At 66.8% G+C, this 15,761-nt stretch carries 17 protein-coding genes; 11 read left to right on the forward strand and 6 right to left on the reverse strand.

Annotation, left to right across the window (positions count from 1 at the left end; all coding sequences use genetic code 11):
• Positions 1–19: 19 nt before the first annotated feature.
• Positions 20–1,477, forward strand: coding sequence for an efflux RND transporter periplasmic adaptor subunit (locus N3C64_RS08330; RefSeq protein ID WP_260013858.1), 1,458 nt, complete (start codon positions 20–22; stop codon positions 1,475–1,477).
• Between the two features lie 3 nt (positions 1,478–1,480).
• On the forward strand, positions 1,481–4,912 hold the full coding sequence (locus N3C64_RS08335; RefSeq protein WP_260013860.1) for an efflux RND transporter permease subunit: 3,432 nt from the start codon (positions 1,481–1,483) through the stop codon (positions 4,910–4,912).
• Between the two features lie 3 nt (positions 4,913–4,915).
• On the opposite strand, the gene N3C64_RS08340 is transcribed toward N3C64_RS08335, so the two are convergent.
• Complete coding sequence (locus N3C64_RS08340) at positions 4,916–5,704, reverse strand: protein-disulfide reductase DsbD domain-containing protein (RefSeq protein WP_260013862.1); 789 nt, start codon at positions 5,702–5,704, stop codon at positions 4,916–4,918.
• Between the two features lie 145 nt (positions 5,705–5,849).
• Here N3C64_RS08340 and N3C64_RS08345 point away from each other — a divergent pair, with 145 nt between their 5' ends.
• Entirely contained in the window at positions 5,850–6,410 is a 561-nt protein-coding gene (locus N3C64_RS08345) for a YqgE/AlgH family protein (protein WP_218629857.1), read from the forward strand.
• Here the strand turns inward: N3C64_RS08345 and N3C64_RS08350 are convergent, their stop codons facing one another.
• The gene (locus tag N3C64_RS08350; RefSeq protein ID WP_260013871.1) at positions 6,411–7,373 is read right to left on the reverse strand and encodes an L-threonylcarbamoyladenylate synthase; all 963 of its coding nucleotides are present in this window, start codon (positions 7,371–7,373) and stop codon (positions 6,411–6,413) included.
• A gap of 123 nt (positions 7,374–7,496) precedes the next feature.
• Between N3C64_RS08350 and N3C64_RS08355 the strand changes: the two genes are divergently transcribed.
• From N3C64_RS08355 to N3C64_RS08375, 5 genes are read left to right on the forward strand one after another with little or no spacing between them, the layout of a single operon-like run.
• Positions 7,497–9,188 (forward strand): acyl-CoA dehydrogenase family protein, encoded by a 1,692-nt coding sequence (locus N3C64_RS08355; RefSeq protein WP_260013872.1) that lies wholly within the window; start codon positions 7,497–7,499, stop codon positions 9,186–9,188.
• Entirely contained in the window at positions 9,185–10,231 is a 1,047-nt protein-coding gene (locus N3C64_RS08360; protein ID WP_260013874.1) for an MBL fold metallo-hydrolase, read from the forward strand. Before N3C64_RS08355 ends, N3C64_RS08360 begins: the two co-directional genes overlap by 4 nt.
• A complete protein-coding gene (locus N3C64_RS08365; protein WP_218629853.1) occupies positions 10,228–10,716 on the forward strand; it encodes a DUF6173 family protein in 489 nt (162 codons plus the stop codon). The genes N3C64_RS08360 and N3C64_RS08365 overlap by 4 nt, the downstream gene beginning before the upstream one ends.
• A 54-nt stretch (positions 10,717–10,770) precedes the next feature.
• Positions 10,771–10,905: an aa3-type cytochrome c oxidase subunit IV gene (locus N3C64_RS08370; protein WP_218629852.1), complete on the forward strand. Its 135-nt coding sequence runs from the start codon at positions 10,771–10,773 to the stop codon at positions 10,903–10,905.
• 37 nt (positions 10,906–10,942) lie between these two features.
• The gene (locus tag N3C64_RS08375; protein ID WP_218629851.1) at positions 10,943–11,575 is read left to right on the forward strand and encodes a hypothetical protein; all 633 of its coding nucleotides are present in this window, start codon (positions 10,943–10,945) and stop codon (positions 11,573–11,575) included.
• Here N3C64_RS08375 and N3C64_RS08380 read toward each other — a convergent pair whose 3' ends face one another.
• On the reverse strand, positions 11,576–11,905 hold the full coding sequence (locus N3C64_RS08380) for a branched-chain amino acid transport AzlD family protein (protein WP_218629982.1): 330 nt from the start codon (positions 11,903–11,905) through the stop codon (positions 11,576–11,578).
• Complete coding sequence (locus N3C64_RS08385) at positions 11,905–12,621, reverse strand: AzlC family ABC transporter permease (RefSeq protein ID WP_260013875.1); 717 nt, start codon at positions 12,619–12,621, stop codon at positions 11,905–11,907. Before N3C64_RS08385 ends, N3C64_RS08380 begins: the two co-directional genes overlap by 1 nt.
• Positions 12,622–12,736: 115 nt before the next feature.
• Between N3C64_RS08385 and mobA the strand changes: the two genes are divergently transcribed.
• Both mobA and N3C64_RS08395 read left to right on the forward strand, forming a co-directional pair.
• A complete protein-coding gene (mobA, locus tag N3C64_RS08390) occupies positions 12,737–13,309 on the forward strand; it encodes a molybdenum cofactor guanylyltransferase MobA (protein ID WP_260013878.1) in 573 nt (190 codons plus the stop codon).
• The gene (locus N3C64_RS08395; RefSeq protein WP_218629848.1) at positions 13,306–13,890 is read left to right on the forward strand and encodes a GNAT family N-acetyltransferase; all 585 of its coding nucleotides are present in this window, start codon (positions 13,306–13,308) and stop codon (positions 13,888–13,890) included. The genes mobA and N3C64_RS08395 overlap by 4 nt, the downstream gene beginning before the upstream one ends.
• A gap of 3 nt (positions 13,891–13,893) precedes the next feature.
• On the opposite strand, the gene N3C64_RS08400 is transcribed toward N3C64_RS08395, so the two are convergent.
• Both N3C64_RS08400 and greA read right to left on the reverse strand, forming a co-directional pair.
• Entirely contained in the window at positions 13,894–14,931 is a 1,038-nt protein-coding gene (locus N3C64_RS08400; RefSeq protein WP_260013881.1) for a hypothetical protein, read from the reverse strand.
• 27 nt (positions 14,932–14,958) lie between these two features.
• The gene (gene greA, locus N3C64_RS08405) at positions 14,959–15,429 is read right to left on the reverse strand and encodes a transcription elongation factor GreA (protein ID WP_218629847.1); all 471 of its coding nucleotides are present in this window, start codon (positions 15,427–15,429) and stop codon (positions 14,959–14,961) included.
• Positions 15,430–15,658: 229 nt separating this feature from the next.
• Here greA and N3C64_RS08410 point away from each other — a divergent pair.
• A partial coding sequence (locus N3C64_RS08410) for an FAD-dependent oxidoreductase (protein ID WP_260013898.1) occupies positions 15,659–15,761 on the forward strand: 103 nt, incomplete at its 3' end.

Raw genomic sequence — 15,761 nt, forward strand, 5'->3', positions numbered from 1 at the left:
CCTCGGCAAGGACTGGATGATGCGGTTTCTCACGCGCAGCCTGATGGGGCTATTTCTTCTGGCGCTGACGCTGGGGCTATTGGCCACGGCGGGGTTCACCGTGAAATCCGCGATCGATGCCCGCGGGCAGAAAGGCGCCTTTCCCGGCGCGACGCGCGAGCGGGTCTTTGCCGCCAATGTGATCGCGCTCGACTTCACCACCCTCACGCCGGAACTGACCGCCTATGGCGAGGTGCGCTCCATCCGCCGGCTGGAATTGCGTGCGAGCGCCGCGGGCACCGTGGCCGAGCTTGCACCGAATTTCGAGGAAGGCGCTCAGGTCTCTGCCGGGGAGCTTCTGGTCCGCCTTGACCCCGCCGAGACGCTGGCCGCGCGCGATTCCGCAGCAGCCTCACTGGCCGAGGCGCAGGCCGCGCTGGCGCTGGCAGAGCGCACGCTGGTTATTGCGGGCGACGATCTGGCTGCTGCCGTGCGGCAGGCCGATCTGCGCCGGGCCGCGCGCGAGCGTCAGGCCGAGATTGATGCGCGTGGGATCGGCCGTGCGGTTGATACCGAGATCGCCGAGATCGCCCTAAGCGCGGCGGAACAAGCGGTCTTGAACAAACGCTCGGCGCTCTCGGGGGCTGAGGCGGGCCTCGATCAGGCGCGCAACAGCCTGCGCCGCGCCGAGATCGCGCTGGCCGAGGCGGAGCGCAAGCTGGCCGAAACCGAAATTCGTGCCGAGTTCGATGGGCAACTGGCGGGTGTGACCGCCGTGCAGGGCGGTCTTGTGTCGAACAACGAGAAACTGGCCGAACTGATCGACCCCTCGGCGCTTGAGGTTGTCTTCCGCGTTTCGAATGCGCAATACGCGCGCCTGACCGAAGCGAGCGGCGCGCTGATCCCGGCGCCGGTGCGTGTGCGGCTTGATCTGCAAGGCGTGCCGCTTGAGGCGCGCGCGACCCTTGTGCGCGTCGGTGCCGAGGTCGAGGCGGGGATGGCGGGTCGCCTGCTTTTCGCCCGGATCGAGGATGGTGCGGGCCTGCGCGCGGGCGATTTCGTGACCGTCAGCCTGTCCGAGCCGGTTCTGGAAAACGTGGCCCTCGTGCCCGCCCCGGCGGTCGATGCCAATAGCCGCGTGCTGGTACTGGGGCCGGACGAGCGTCTGTCCGAGGCCGATGTCACCGTGCTGCGCCGTCAGGGCGATGCGGTAATTATCCGTGCAGCGACGCTCGCGAGCGGGCAGGAGATCGTGGCCGAGCGCACACCGCTTCTGGGCTCGGGCCTCAAGCTGCGGCCCTTGCGCCCCAATCAGGGTCAGGTGCAATTGCCGCAGACCATCACGCTTGACCCAGAACGGCGCGCCCGTCTGATCGCCTTTGTCGAGGGCAATACCCGGATGGCAGCCGATACAAAGACCCGTATCCTTGCCCAGTTGCAGCAAGAAGCCGTGCCGCTTGAGGTGGTCGAGCGGCTCGAATCCCGGATCGGGGGCTAAGACATGAGCGCGCCCGAGACCCCAACCGATCTGGGCGCCGAGGCGAATGCCGCCGCCCTTGCCGCTGCCGAAGCCTCGGGCAGCTTCGTGCGCCCCGGCGATGAACTGCCGCCCCCGCGCGGGATCATCGGCTTGTTCACCCGGCACCGGACGCTGGCCAATATCGTGCTGGTGGTGCTTTTGTGCCTTGGCGTCGCGGTTATGCCCAAGATGCGCGCGCAGTTCTTCCCGGATTCCGTCGTCGAGGAAATCGACGTGCGCGTCGCATGGGAGGGCGCGGGGGCCGAGGATGTGGACCGCGCCATCGTGCAGGTGCTTGAACCCTCGCTGATCGCGGTCGAGGGGGTCGAGGCCTCGGAAAGCCGCGCGACTGAAGGCTCGGCCCGGATCACGCTGGAGTTCGAGCCCGGCTGGGACATGGGCCGCGCCGTCAACGATGTTGAGCAGGCCATCACCGCCGCCAGCGATCTGCCCGAGGCCGCCGAAGAGCCCGAGGTGACCCGAGGCGTGTGGCGCGACACTGTGACCGATATCGCCATCACCGGCCCGCTCTCGCCCGAGCAACTGGGGCGGCTGGCCGATGAATTGGTCGTGCGGCTTTACGCCGAGGGGGTGACGCGCACCACAGTGCAGGGCATTGCCGCGCCGCAGACCGTGGTCGAGGTGCCGACCACGGCGATGATGAAATACGATGTCACGCTGTCGCAAATCGTGGCGCTGATCGCGGCCGAGGCCGCCACCAGCCCGGCGGGCGATGTGGCAGGGGGCGCGGCCCGCGTGCGCACCGGCGAAGAGCGCCGCGACGCGCGCGAGATCGCGGGGCTGGTGCTACGCTCGAACCCGGATGGCTCGCAACTGACCGTGGGTGATGTGGCGCTGGTCCGGGTCGAGGGCGCGAACCGCGCGCGGGCCTATTACGTCGGCGACCAGCCCGCCATGACGATCAACGTCTCACGCTCGGCCCAAGGCGATGCGATCGCCTTGCAGCACAAGGTGGAGAAGGTCATCGCGACGATGGAGCCGACTCTGCCCGCCGGCGCCTCGATCGACCTGATGCGCACCCGCTCCGAGGCGATCACGCAGCGGCTTGAGCTGCTGGTGGGCAATGGCGTGATGGGGCTTGGCCTCGTGCTGCTCTTGCTCTTCTTGTTCCTCAACGCGCGCACGGCCTTTTGGGTGGCGATGGGCATTCCCACCTCGATGGCTGCGGCGCTGGCGGTCATGTATGTCTCGGGCATGACGATCAACATGATCTCGCTTTTCGCGCTGATCCTGACATTGGGTATCGTCGTCGATGACGCCATCGTGGTGGGCGAACACGCCGATTTTCGGGCGCGCGAACTGGGCGAACACCCGGTTCTGGCCGCCGAACAGGGCGCGCGGCGCATGGCCGCGCCGGTCTTTGCCTCGACGCTGACCACGATCATCGCCTTCGCCGGGCTGATCATCATCGGCGGGCAGATGGGTACGATGATCCTCGATATTCCCTATACGGTCATCGCGGTGCTGTTGGCCTCGCTGATCGAGTGCTTCCTGATCCTGCCCAATCACATGGCCCATGCGCTGAGCCAGACGGCCGAAGGCAAGTGGTACGACTGGCCCTCGCGTCAGGTGAACAAGGGGCTGGAATGGGTGCGCGTGCGCCTGATGCGGCCAATGACGCGCTTTGTGCTGCGCGCGCGCTATCCGGTGATCGCGGCGGCGATCGCGCTTCTGGCCTGGCAGGTGTCGTTCCTGATTTCGGGCAAGGTGCAGTGGCGCTTTTTCAACCCGCCCGAGCAATCGACGGTGACCGGATCCTTCGCCATGCTCTCGGGCGCGTCGCGCGACGATACGCTCGCGATGATGCGCAACCTTCAGGCGGGGGTGGAAAAGGTCGGGCGTGCATACGAGGCCGAGTTCGGCACCAACCCTGTCGAGCACGCTTTGGCGCAGATCGGCGGTGCTTCGGGGCGGGCGCTGGCCTCGGCCGACAGCAAGGATCCGGATCTGCTGGGTTCGATTTCCGTCGAACTGATCGACAGCGATTATCGGCCCTATTCCAGTTCCGATTTCATCGCGCGGCTCCAGGAAGAGACTGCGCGGCATACGCTGCTTGAGGAGCTCAGCTTCCGCGGCTACCGGATGGGGCCGTCCTCGGACGGGCTTTCGGTGCAATTCACCGGGGCGGAAAGCCGCGAGCTGAAGGCCGCTGCCGAGGATCTGAAAGTCGCGCTCACGCCCTTCCCAGAGGTCTCAGCGCTTGAGGATAACCTCGCCTATGACAAGGAAGAGCTGATCGTTTCGCTTACGCCGCAGGGCGTGGCGCTTGGCTTCGATATCGACGCGCTCTCGCGCGAGCTGCGCGCGCGGCTCAACGGCACCGAGGCGGCGAGCTACCCCGATGGCGTGCGCTCGGCCACGATCCGCGTGGAGATGCCCGAGGAGGAACAGGCCGCTGATTTCGTCGAGCGGATGCAGATGCGCACCCCCTCGGGTGGGTGGGTGCCGCTGTCGGATATCGTGACGATCCGCTCCGAAACCGGCTTCTCGACCATCCGGCGCGAGAACGGCTTGCGGCTGGTTGCAGTGACCGGGGACATCTCCGAGGACGACCCAGAGCGCGCCAATGAGATCACCCGGCAGCTCGAAGAGGAGATCCTGCCCCGCATCGCCGAAGAGCGTGGCGTGGTCTGGCAACTCTCGGGTTCGGCCGAGGAAGAGCGCGACTTCATGGCCGATGCGATCCTTGGCCTCGTGATGTGTCTGATTGGCATCTACATTGTGCTGGCATGGATTTTCGCCAGCTGGTCGCGGCCCGTGGTGGTGATGTCGGTCATCCCCTTCGGCCTCGTGGGCGCGATCTGGGGCCATTATGTCTGGGATCTGCCGATGTCGATGTTCGCTGTCGTGGGCGCGCTCGGCATGTCGGGGATCATCATCAACGATGCGATCGTGCTGATCTCGACGGTCGATGAATATGCGGTCAAGCGCGGCCTCGTGCCCGCCATCGTCGATGCGGTGGCCGACCGGCTGCGGCCGGTGATGCTGACCACGCTGACGACGGTCCTTGGCCTTGCGCCGCTGCTCTATGAGCAGTCGAGCCAGGCGCTGTTCCTGAAATCGACGGTGATCACACTGGTCTATGGGCTTGGCTTCGGCATGGTGATCGTGCTGATCGTCGTGCCCGCGACGCTGGCGGTGCAACTGGATGTCTCGCGTCAGGTCCGTGCCATGCGGCATGGCGCGCGCGTGCCGCGGCTGCGCGGGGTGCTGTGGGGTGCGAGTGGCGCGGTGGCGCTGGCCTTCGCGCTGACGCTGGGGCGTGCGCTTTACTCGGGCGATGGCGTGGGGTCGGCCTATGCGGCCTTTGTCGGGCTGAGCGCGGCGGTGGTCATCGCGACCGGGCTGATCGCGCCGCGCCTGCTGAGGGGGCGCTTTCGCAGGGCGGGCTAGGGATCAGTTCGGGCAGCCGTTGATTTCCAGCGCGCCGTTTTCCGACAGCACCGTGATGCGCAGATCGTTCTGATCCAGCGCGAAGGGCTTGGCGTTCTCGGGCACAAACTCGGCCATGGCGATCAACGTATCGCCGTCGCGCCGCGCGACCGCATCCGATACCCACATCGGGGTCGAGCGGAGCTCAAGGAAGGCGTCGCGCGCCTGATCGGCGGGCAGGTCGATCAGCGCGGTCACGCGCATCCCGTCGGCGATCGGCTCGACCGTGCAGCGCGCGCCACCCTCGATCGGGCGGGGCTGCGCGGTCATCGCGGCGCGGATCGTCTCGTTGGGGGCGCCGGGGCCTTGCAGATCCTTCGAGACCTCGAGCGAGACCGGCACGCAGACATCGTGGCAGATGCCAAGCTCAAGGTCTGCCGAAAGCGCCACCGGCTGCGTGGGGTCGGCAGGCGTGATCGCGAGCGGCAGGATCAGTTCATCGTGATACCCGACCGAGCGCAGGCCGTTCTGGTCGAATACCTCGGGCGCAGGCCAGTGCATCTCGACCGCCGCGACATTGCGCGAATCGGTGAAGTTGAAGCTGGGCGGGATGCCAGCATCGCCGGGGCTGCGCCAATAGGTCTTCCACCCCTGATCGAGCGCGATGCGCAGTGCAGCGATCCGCTCGCCCGAGGGGGTCTGCCAGCCATCAATGACCTCGATCACCTCCATTCCGGGCGGAAGGGGGGCTTCCTGCGCCAAAGCGGGCGCAGCGATCATCAGGCACAGGGGCAGGGCAGTGAGTCTGGTCATGCATTGGGCATACTTCCGCCGATGCCTCAGGCAAAGTCACAAACACGACAGCTTTTCGCGAGGTGCAAGCCCGCAACAGTTCTGGGGTTGATCTGCGGGCCATGCAGGCACAGGTTTATAGAAAGCATGACCACGGGAGGTTGCGATGGATCTGACCGGCAAACTTCTGATCGCGATGCCCGGCATGGGCGATCCGCGGTTCGAGCATTCCGTGGTGGCGCTCTGCGCCCACACGCCCGAAGGCGCGATGGGGTTGATCGTCAACAAGCCGCTGCCCAAGCCCGCGCTGACTGACCTGCTGGAGCAGTTGGGCATTCCCGTCACCGCCTCCGACCGGCCTGAGCGCGCGCCGATCCTGTTCGGCGGCCCCGTCGAGACCGGGCGTGGCTTTGTGCTGCATTCACCCGAATGGCAGGGCCGTAGCGAGGCGATGAAGGTCAGCAGCGATCTGTCGATGAGTGCCACGCGCGATATTCTTGAGGATATCGCTGCGGGCGTCGGCCCGGACCGCGCGCTGCTGGCGCTTGGCTATGCGGGCTGGGGGCCGGGGCAGCTGGAAAGCGAGATCCTCGACAATGGCTGGCTGATCACCGAGGGCGATGCCGATATTGCCCTTGGCCCCGATCATGCAACGAAATGGACCCGCGCGCTGGCCAATATGGGGATCGACCCGCGCACACTTTCGGCGGCCGCAGGGCACGCCTGATCAGGGGCGCGGCGCTGCCGCGCGACGCAGCCGGTCATTGATGGCGCGGCCAAGATCACGTTCGGGGATCGGCGCAACGGCAATGGAGCGCGCACCGCGCGCCTGCGCCAGCGCATCGGCTGCGCGCAGCGCCGCAAACAGACCCGAGGCCGCCTCGACCAGATCGCCCTTGGATGACAGGTTGATATCCGCCCCCGCGCAATCGGGGCCAAAGCCGATCCAGACCTCGCCGGGTTGCGCCGCCTCAGCCATCAGCCGCACCGGTGCGCCGGGCGCGTAATGCGAGGTAAGTTGCCCCGGCGCATTGGGCTTGGCCGCGTCGCCGCCCGTCGGCAGGGGCTGGCCCAGGGCTGCCTCCAGCGCTTCGACAGGCACGCCGCCGGGGCGCAGCAGCATCGGCGGATCGAGCGAGAGGATCGTCGATTCCAGGCCCACCGCGCAGGCGCCGCCATCGACGACAGCCGCGATGCGGCCGCTCAGCCCCTCGATCACGTGATCGGCCGTGGTCGGGCTGACCTTGCCCGAGGGGTTGGCCGAGGGCGCGGCCAGCGGCCCGCCGAAGGCCTCAAGCAGCGCGCGCGCCACCGGATGGGCGGGCAGACGGATCGCCACGGTCTCCAGCCCCGCGGTCACCAGATCGGAAATCCCGGCCTCGGGGCGCAGTGGTAGCACCATGGTCAGCGGACCGGGCCAGAACCGCGCCGCCAAGGCACACGCGCGATCGTCGAACACGGCGATCTTCTCGGCGGCGTCCAGCGAGGGCAGATGCACGATCAGCGGATTGAACCTGGGCCGCCCCTTGGCCGCATAGATCCCCGCCACCGCCGCGCCCGAGCGCGCATCGCCGCCAAGCCCGTAGACCGTCTCGGTCGGGAAGGCGACCAACTCGCCCGCCGCCAGAAGAGCCGCCGCGTGGGCCAGGCCCTCGGCATCGGGGGCGAGACGTCGGGTTATCTTGTCCATCGTGCTTTCGTGACGCTGCGTTCGTGGTTGAAGGGTGCTGACCTTGCGGTAACTTGGCCCCCGTGATTTCAGGACATACGCGCGCCCGTCCGCTTTGCCAAGCCGCGCGCAAGGGAGAAGCAAATGCCTTACCGTTCGCCCGTTTCCGAACTGCGGTTCATTCTCGACAAGGTGGTGCCGCTTGCCCCCGTGGCTGAGACCGAACTGTTCGCAGAGGCGACAGGCGAGACGGTCGAGGCGATCCTGACCGAGGCGGGGCGCCTGTGCGATGAGGTCATGGCGCCGCTGCTGCGCAATGGCGATCTGCACCCGGCCCGGCTGGAAAACGGCGTCGTGCGCTCCTCGCCCGGTTTCAAGGAGGCCTATGGCCAGATCGCCGAGGGTGGTTGGGTTGCGATTTCGGGGCCGCAGGAATTCGGTGGCATGGGCCTGCCGATGACCATGACGGTTGCTGTCAACGACATGATGTCGGGCGCGAATCTTGCGCTGCAGCTTAACCCGCTGCTCACGCAGGGCCAGATCGAGGCGCTGGAGCACCACGCCTCGGACGAGATCAAGGAGCTTTACCTGCCCAAGCTGATCTCGGGCGAGTGGTCGGGCACGATGAACCTGACCGAGCCGCAGGCGGGCTCGGACGTGGGCGCGCTGCGCTCGAAGGCAGAGCCGATGGGCGATGGCACCTATGCGGTGACCGGGCAGAAGATCTTCATCTCCTGGGGCGATTCGGATGTGACGGCGAACGTGTGCCACCTGGTGCTGGCGCGCCTGCCCGATGCGGCACCGGGCACCAAGGGGATCAGCCTTTTCATGGTGCCGAAATACATCCCCGATGCGAATGGCAATCCGGGGGTCGCGAACAGCCTCAAGGTCGTGTCGCTGGAGCACAAGATGGGCCTGCATGGCTCGCCCACCTGTGTGATGAGCTTCGAGGGCGCGACCGGCTGGATGGTCGGCGAGCCAGGCAAAGGTATGGCCGCCATGTTCACCATGATGAACAACGCGCGCCTGAACGTGGGCGTGCAGGGAATCGGCGTGGCCGAGGCCGCTTATCAGAAGGCGCTGGAGTATGCGCAAGAGCGGGTGCAGTTCGCCCCGATCATCCAGCACGCCGACGTGCGTCGGATGCTGGCCGAGATGAAGGCCGAGGTTTTCGCCGCCCGCACCATCGCCATGGCCTGCGCGGTCGCGCTCGACATGTCCCGCGCCACTGGCGAGGCGGATTGGGAGGCGCGCGCCGCGCTGCTGACCCCGATCGCCAAGGCCTATGGCACCGATGTCGGCATGTGGGTGGCCGAGCAGGGCGTGCAGGTGCATGGCGGCATGGGCTTCATCGAGGAAACCGGCGCCGCGCAATTCTACCGCGATGTCCGCGTCACCGCGATCTACGAGGGCACCAACGGAATTCAGGCCATGGACCTTGTCGGCCGCAAGATGATGGACGAGGGCCGCGCCGCCTTCCGCCTGCTGCAAGAGATCGAGGACGAGGCCAAGGCCGCGCGCGAGGCACTGCCGGACCTCGCTGAAGACGTCTGGCAGGCAACCGAGTCGCTGCGCGAGCATACTGAATGGATGCTGGGTCAGGGCACGCAGGACCGTTTTGCCGGTGCCGTGCCTTACCTGCGCGCCTTTGCCCGTGTTCTGGGCGCGCATTACCATCTGCGCGCCGCGCTGGCCGAGGGTGGGGCCTCGGGCCGCGCCAAGCTGGCTGCGGTCTATATCCGCCGCCTGCTGCCGCAATATGCCGCCGCGCTGGCCGAGGCCAAGGAAGGTGCCGAAGGGCTTTATGCGCTGAGCGTGGAAGAGCTGAGCGCATGAGCGGCGCAGCCGAGCGGGGCGGTCTGCGTTACCCGTGGGCCGAACCGCCAGCCTTTGGCGAAGCGATCGAAGTCGCGCCCGGAGTTCTCTGGGCGCGTTTGCCGTTGCCGATGGCGCTTGATCACGTCAACTGCTTCGCGCTGGATGATGGCGATGGCTGGACGCTGGTCGATCCGGGTATCGACACGCCGAAATGCCGTGCGGCATTGCAGGCCCTGATTGACGGACCGATGGCGGGCAAGCCGGTGACACGGGTGCTGGTGACGCATTACCACCCCGACCATATCGGCCTTGCGGGGTGGCTCCAGTCGCGGGGGGCGGAGCTTTGGACCACCCGCACCTCGTGGCTTTTTGCGCGGATGCTGACGCTCGATGCGCAGCCCGTGCCGGTGGCCGAGACCCTGACCTATTGGAAACGCGCGGGCATGGACCCCGATCTGCACGCGCGCCGCGCGCTTGAGCGCCCCTTCAACTTTGCCGATTGCGTCCACCCGCTGCCGCTTGGGTTCCGGCGCATCAAAGAGGGCGACCGGCTGCATGTCGGCGGGCGCGAGTGGATCGTGCGGATCGGCGAGGGGCATGCGCCCGATCACGCCACGCTCTGGTCGCTTGACGACGATCTGGTGATCGGCGGCGATCAGCTCCTGCCCTCGATCTCGGCCAATCTGGGCGTTTACGCGACCGAGCCGATGGCCGATCCGGTGGCCGACTGGATGGAAAGCTGCCGTCGCTTCCAGCCGCTGGCCGAGGCGCGTCACCTTGTCCTGCCCGGCCACAAGCTACCCTTCACCGGCCTGCCGCTTCGCCTGCGCCAGATGATCGAGAACCACGAGGGCGCTCTGAGCCGACTGCGCGCGCTTCTGGCCGAGGGCCCGCGCCCGGCCTCGGCCTGTTTCCCGGCGCTGTTCAAGCGCCCCATCGGCGAGCCGGAATACGGCCTCGCGCTGGTCGAGGCGGTGGCGCATCTCAATCACCTCTTGCACCTCGGGCAGGTCCGCCGCACCCTTGGGGAGGACGATACCTGGCTCTGGAGTCTTGCATGACCCATCGCGATCCGCCCGTGATCCACACCACCGCCGAGGCGCATGAGGAAAGCGCGCTGCCCTGCGCGCGGGTCGTGCATACCAATGCCGATGCGCCACCCACGCCTGAGTGCCTGCCTCTGCCACCCGGCATCGCCGCCGAACCGGTCGAGGCGAAAAGCCCCGCGCAATGGGCCTATGAGAGGCTGGTGCTCTACATCCAGAATTTCGAAAGCCAGCTGAACGCCGATGAAGAGATCGCGCTTGGCCTGACCGGCGGGGAGGCGGGCGTGTTGCAGATCGAAGGGATCGGCTATTTCGCCCCCGACATCCTGACCTTCTATGGCCGTGACGAGGGCGGGGCGCGCACCCAGCTGATCCAGCACGTCAGCCAGCTTAACGTCATGCTGGTCGCCATCCCCAAGGCCGAGGAAGAAGAGGCGCCGCGCCGCATCGGTTTCCACCTTGCGCGAGGCCTCTCGGGCGAGGACGATCAACAGGCGTGACAGGGCCTGCAAGCTCGGTTAGCTTGCCCGGCAGGGAGAACTAGGGAGAGACCCATGGCTGAACACAAGCCGGGCACGATGGATATCCGTGCCCAAGAAAAGACATTCGCCGGATTTATCAAGTTCACGACCTATAGTGCGGTTGCGATCATCGTATTTCTGGTGTTTCTCGCACTTGCAGGCGGCTGACTGAGCAGCCGCAGAAAGAGTCGAGGAGGTCAGGCAGATGCGCCGACTTATCATCTGCCTGTTGCTTCCGCTGTTTCTGGCGGCTTGTGGTGGCGATTCCGTCTGGGCCCCGGATGAGGACGTGCGCCGTGCGGCCTTCGTGACCGGAGAGCCGCCTTCCGTTACGCTTTACACGGTGATCGGTGCGACCTCGGGCGCGGGCGGGCATTCCGCGCTGATGATCGACGGCCATCAGCGCATCATGTTCGACCCGGCGGGCAGTTGGTATCATCCCTGGGTGCCCGAGCGGAACGATGTGCATTACGGCATCACCGAGCGGATGCGGAAATTCTACATCGACTACCATGCGCGCGAGACCTGGGACGTGCGTGAGCAGAAGCTTTTCATCACCATGGAGCAGGCCGAGGCGCTGACCGCGCGCGCCGAAGGCAATGGCGCCGTGGGCAAGATGATGTGCTCGAACTCGGTCAGCGCCTTGCTGACAGGCGTGCAGGGCTTCGAGGGGCTGCCGCGCACCTTCTCTCCGATCAAGCTGGCCAATGCTTTCGCGAAATACCCGCTCGCGCTCGACAAGCTGCATCACGACGGCGATCCCGACAACAACTCGGGCGTGCTGATGATCCAGCAGCAAGAGGCGCGCCAGCCGATCCCGGGACGCCCGAACCTCTGATCAGCCGATCAGCCAAAGCCCGAGGTAAAGCGCCCCAAGCCCGCCGAGGATGGCGGCCAGCGTGTTGCGCGTGACGATCCCCACCAGCACCGTCGCACCCGCCGCGATCAGGCGGGCGGGGTCGATCTCGCCTTGCGTCGCGCTTGGCCAAAGAACCAGCGGCGCGACAAGGCCGGGCAGAACCGCGACCGGGGTGTAACGCAGATAGCGCAGCGCCCATTCCGGCAGCGCGCGATTGCCGATCAATCCCAGGAAGGAATAGCGCAGGAAGAAGGTGCCGATCCCCAGCACCACGATGATCAGCCAGATCTCGGCCTTGGAGTAATCCATCACGCCGCCCTCTTGCGGTTCTGCCACTGTTCAACCTGCGCGCCGGTGGCCATTGCGGCGACCGCCGCGATCAGCAGCCCTAGCCCAGACGGCATCCAGGCCAGCGCCAGCGCGACCCCCACCGAGACGCCCGCCGCCGCGACATGCGGGAGGCTGCGCAGCGCGGGGGCAAGCATGGCAAGGAAGGTGATCGGAACCGCGAAGTCGAGCGCGAACTCGGGCGGAATCGCCTTGCCGACTACCGCACCAACCCAGGTCGAGATGTACCATTGCGGGCAAAGCACGGCGCATATCCCGGCATAGTAAGCCATCTTCTGGCCACGCGACTGCGCAGGCCGGGCTTCGTAGTCCTGGATCGACATGACATAGACCTGATCCACCATGAAGTAGGCGATCAGCGATTTCTGCCAGCTCGGGGCCGTGCCCAGATGCGGTGCGAGCGAGGCTGAATACATCGCCATGCGCAGGTTCACCGCCAGCGAGGTCAGCAGTACCATGATGACGGGGGCGTTGTCGCTCATCAGCTGCACGGCGGTGAACTGCGATGCGCCGGCAATGACAAGGATCGAGAAGCCCATGACCTCGGCGAGGTTGAGCCCCGCCTCGGTTCCGGCCACCCCGAACAGCAGGCCAAAGGGCACGATCACCAGGATGAAGGGCAATCCGTGGCGGAAACCGCGCCAGAAGGCCGGGGCGAGTTTGGGTGTGTCGGTCATCTTCGGGGCTTGTCTGAGGGGCGTCCTTGCGCCAGTCATAGGCGCTAGGGAAGAGAAAAGCCAAGTCCGGCATTGTACCCGATCAATCGCGGGGCGCCGCGTCAGGGGGGTAAAGGTGATCGCAGGTCTTATCCTTGCCGGTGGGCAGGGCCGCCGCATGGGCGGGGCCGACAAGGCGCTGCTGGCCTTGGCGGGGCGGCCGCTGATCGCCCATGTCGCCGCCCGCCTGGCGCCGCAGGTGGGCTGCCTTGCGATCTCGGCCAATGGCGATGCGGCGCGCTTCGCGGATCTTGGGTGCCCGGTGCTGCCCGACGCACCCGGTCATCGCGGCGAAGGGCCGTTGGCGGGTGTTCTGGCCGGCCTGGAATGGGCCGAGGCGCAGGGCGCCGATCTATTGGTGACGGCGTCTTGCGACACGCCTTTCCTGCCGGATGATCTTGTCGCGCGGCTTGTCGCGGCGGGCGCACCCGCCATGGCCGCGTCGCAAGGCCGCCAGCATCCGACGGCGGCGCTCTGGCCCGTGGCGCACCGCGCCGCGCTGACCGAGCTGTTTGCCTCGGGCGAGCGGCGGATGCGCGTGGCCCTTGCCGGGGCGGCCGAGGTGGCCTTCGACGTGCGGCCCGACCCCTTCGCCAATATCAACACGCCCGATGATCTCGTCGCGGCCGACGCAAGGATGCGCGCATGAGCGTGATGATCCATTTCGGCCTCGCCCCCGATCAGCGCCCGCAGGCAGCGGTGCTCTATTGGCAGGCCTTCGGGGCCAAGCTTGGCCGCGTGATGGGGCCGCGCGCCAGGGCGCTGGAGTTTATCGAGCGGGTGATCTCGGAAGACCACGTCCTGAGCGCGCTGGACGGCGAGGGCAACCTCATCGGCGTGATTGGCTATCGCACACGATCGGGGTCGTTCGTGGGTGGCGACAAGTCCGATCTGCGCGCGGTCTATGGCCGGTTCGGCGCGCTCTGGCGCGGGCTCTGCCTGGCGATCCTGTCACGGGACGAGGACGCCCGTGCGATGATCGTCGATGGGCTGGCGGTGACGACGAAATGGCGTGGCGCGGGGATCGGTGCCGCATTGGTCGAGGCCCTGTGCGACGAAGCCAAGCGGCGGGGTTTCCGCGAGGTGCGCCTTGACGTGGTGGGCGAGAACCTGCGCGCCCGCGCCCTTTACGAGCGGCTGGGGTTCAAGGTCGCGACGCGTCGCCACAGCCGCCTGACCGCGCTGATCTTTGACTTCGAGACGTCTTTCGTGATGGTGCGCAAACTCTAGGCGTCAGTCGAAAGTGCCGGTGACGCGGCCAAGCAGCATGAAGGCGCGGGCAGTGCGCGTCTCGGCCATTTCGGCGACTTCCTGATCGCTGGCATTCTTCTCGAACTCGGTCAGGGTGCGGTCGAACTGGCGCAGGAAATGGTGCGCCGCATCGCGAAAAATCGTGTCGTTGCGCATCCGTCCCGCCGTCAGCGCCAGAGACGAGCGATCCCGAACCCCCGCCAGTGCCGCCATCTCGCGGCCGCGCTCGCCACGGGCGAAGCGGCGCCACAGCTCGGGGCGGGCGCGGTCGGGGCGCAGGTCGTCCATGTAGATGCCGTCCTGTGCCAGCAGGTTCAGCACGTCCTGCGCCGCGCGGATCAGCTTGGCCATGGTGCGGTCTTCCAGCGCGCGGCGCAGCGCGCGGAAGCCCTCGCGATCCTCGGCATTGTCGGGGAAATTCAGTGCCCGGATGAAATCGGCGACCGAGACCGGCTCGGCCAGCGCCTCGGCGGGCGTGCCAAGCGCCAGCGCGGGCTGGTCCTCGCCCGGTGCCGCCTGCCGTGGGGCCGAAAGCGCGGCCTTGCGGTCCGCCGAGGGCTGCGTCGACAAAGAATCGCGACGCGAGGTGAAGGTGACGATCGCAGTCTCGGTCTGACGCGCCGCCGCTGCGATCTCGTCGAGTTTCTTCTCAACGATCTGCCCCGAGCGCGCGTGGCTTTGGTTGATCCAGGCCGAGCGCATCGCCTCGACCGAGGATTTCAGCGCCTGCGCCTCGGCGCGCATCTCGCGCGCGGTGCGGGCGGTGACGGCGGCAACCCAGATCATCACGATGGGCAGCACCGCCGCGACCAACGACATGGTCGCCGAAAGCGCGGTCATGCCGCCCTCGGTCGCAGGCATCAGCGCCCAGAATCCGCCCACCAGCGCCAGCCACAGCAGGCTAAGCACAATCGCCACCACTTCCGAGCGGCCAAAGCGCGCCTCGGGCTGCAAACGACTGCGGACGCCGCTCAGGGCGGCGTCATCGGGCTGGATCGGATCGGGTTTGGCCTCGCTCATTGCGGGGCACCTTTCAGCTCGGCTCGGTCAGAGGAAACGGACCGAGAGGATTTCGTAGGACTTGTCGCCGCCCGGCGTGCGGACCTCGACGCTGTCGCCCTCGTCCTTGCCGATCAGGGCGCGGGCAAGGGGGGATTTGATGTTCAGAAGGCCGCGTTCCAGATCTGCCTCGGCCTCGCCGACGATCTGGTAGGTGCGTTCTTCGTCGCTGTCCTCATCGACCAGGGTTACCGTTGCGCCGAACTTGACCGAGCCCGACAGGCGCGCGGTGTCGATCACCTCGGCGCGACCGAGGATCGACTCAAGCTCCTTGATGCGGCCCTCGACGAAGCTCTGCTTTTCGCGCGCCGCGTGATATTCGGCGTTCTCCGACAGGTCGCCATGCGCGCGCGCTTCGGCAATCGCCTTGATCACGGCGGGTCGCTCCACCGTCTTCAGGCCCTTGAGTTCTTCGTCGAGCACATCGTACCCGGCGCGCGTCATTGGTATCTTTTCCATGGAAGCCCTTGGTCTGGCCTTTTTCTGTCACCCATCGAGTGTAAATCCGCACGGCGGGGCGGGTGTCAAGGGTTCGACTGCGAATTTGGCGCGCCAATCCACGCCCTGGATTGCTGCGAAGGCGAAAGAATGTTGCGCAAAGTCGCTGCGTCACAATTGCTTCGTTCCCTCAGGTAAGCTACTCACGGGGCCGAGAGCACGCGAAAGGTCAGCCTTAAGGAGCGCATTGATGTCAGAGATCGTCCGCGAGTCGATGGAATATGATGTAGTGATCGTTGGCGGGGGTCCTGCGGGTCTTTCGGCGGCGATCCGTCTCAAGCAGATCGACCCGG

Origin of the sequence: Sedimentimonas flavescens (assembly GCF_025154035.1) — a bacterium.
GTDB classification, from domain to species: domain Bacteria; phylum Pseudomonadota; class Alphaproteobacteria; order Rhodobacterales; family Rhodobacteraceae; genus Rhodobacter; species Rhodobacter flavescens.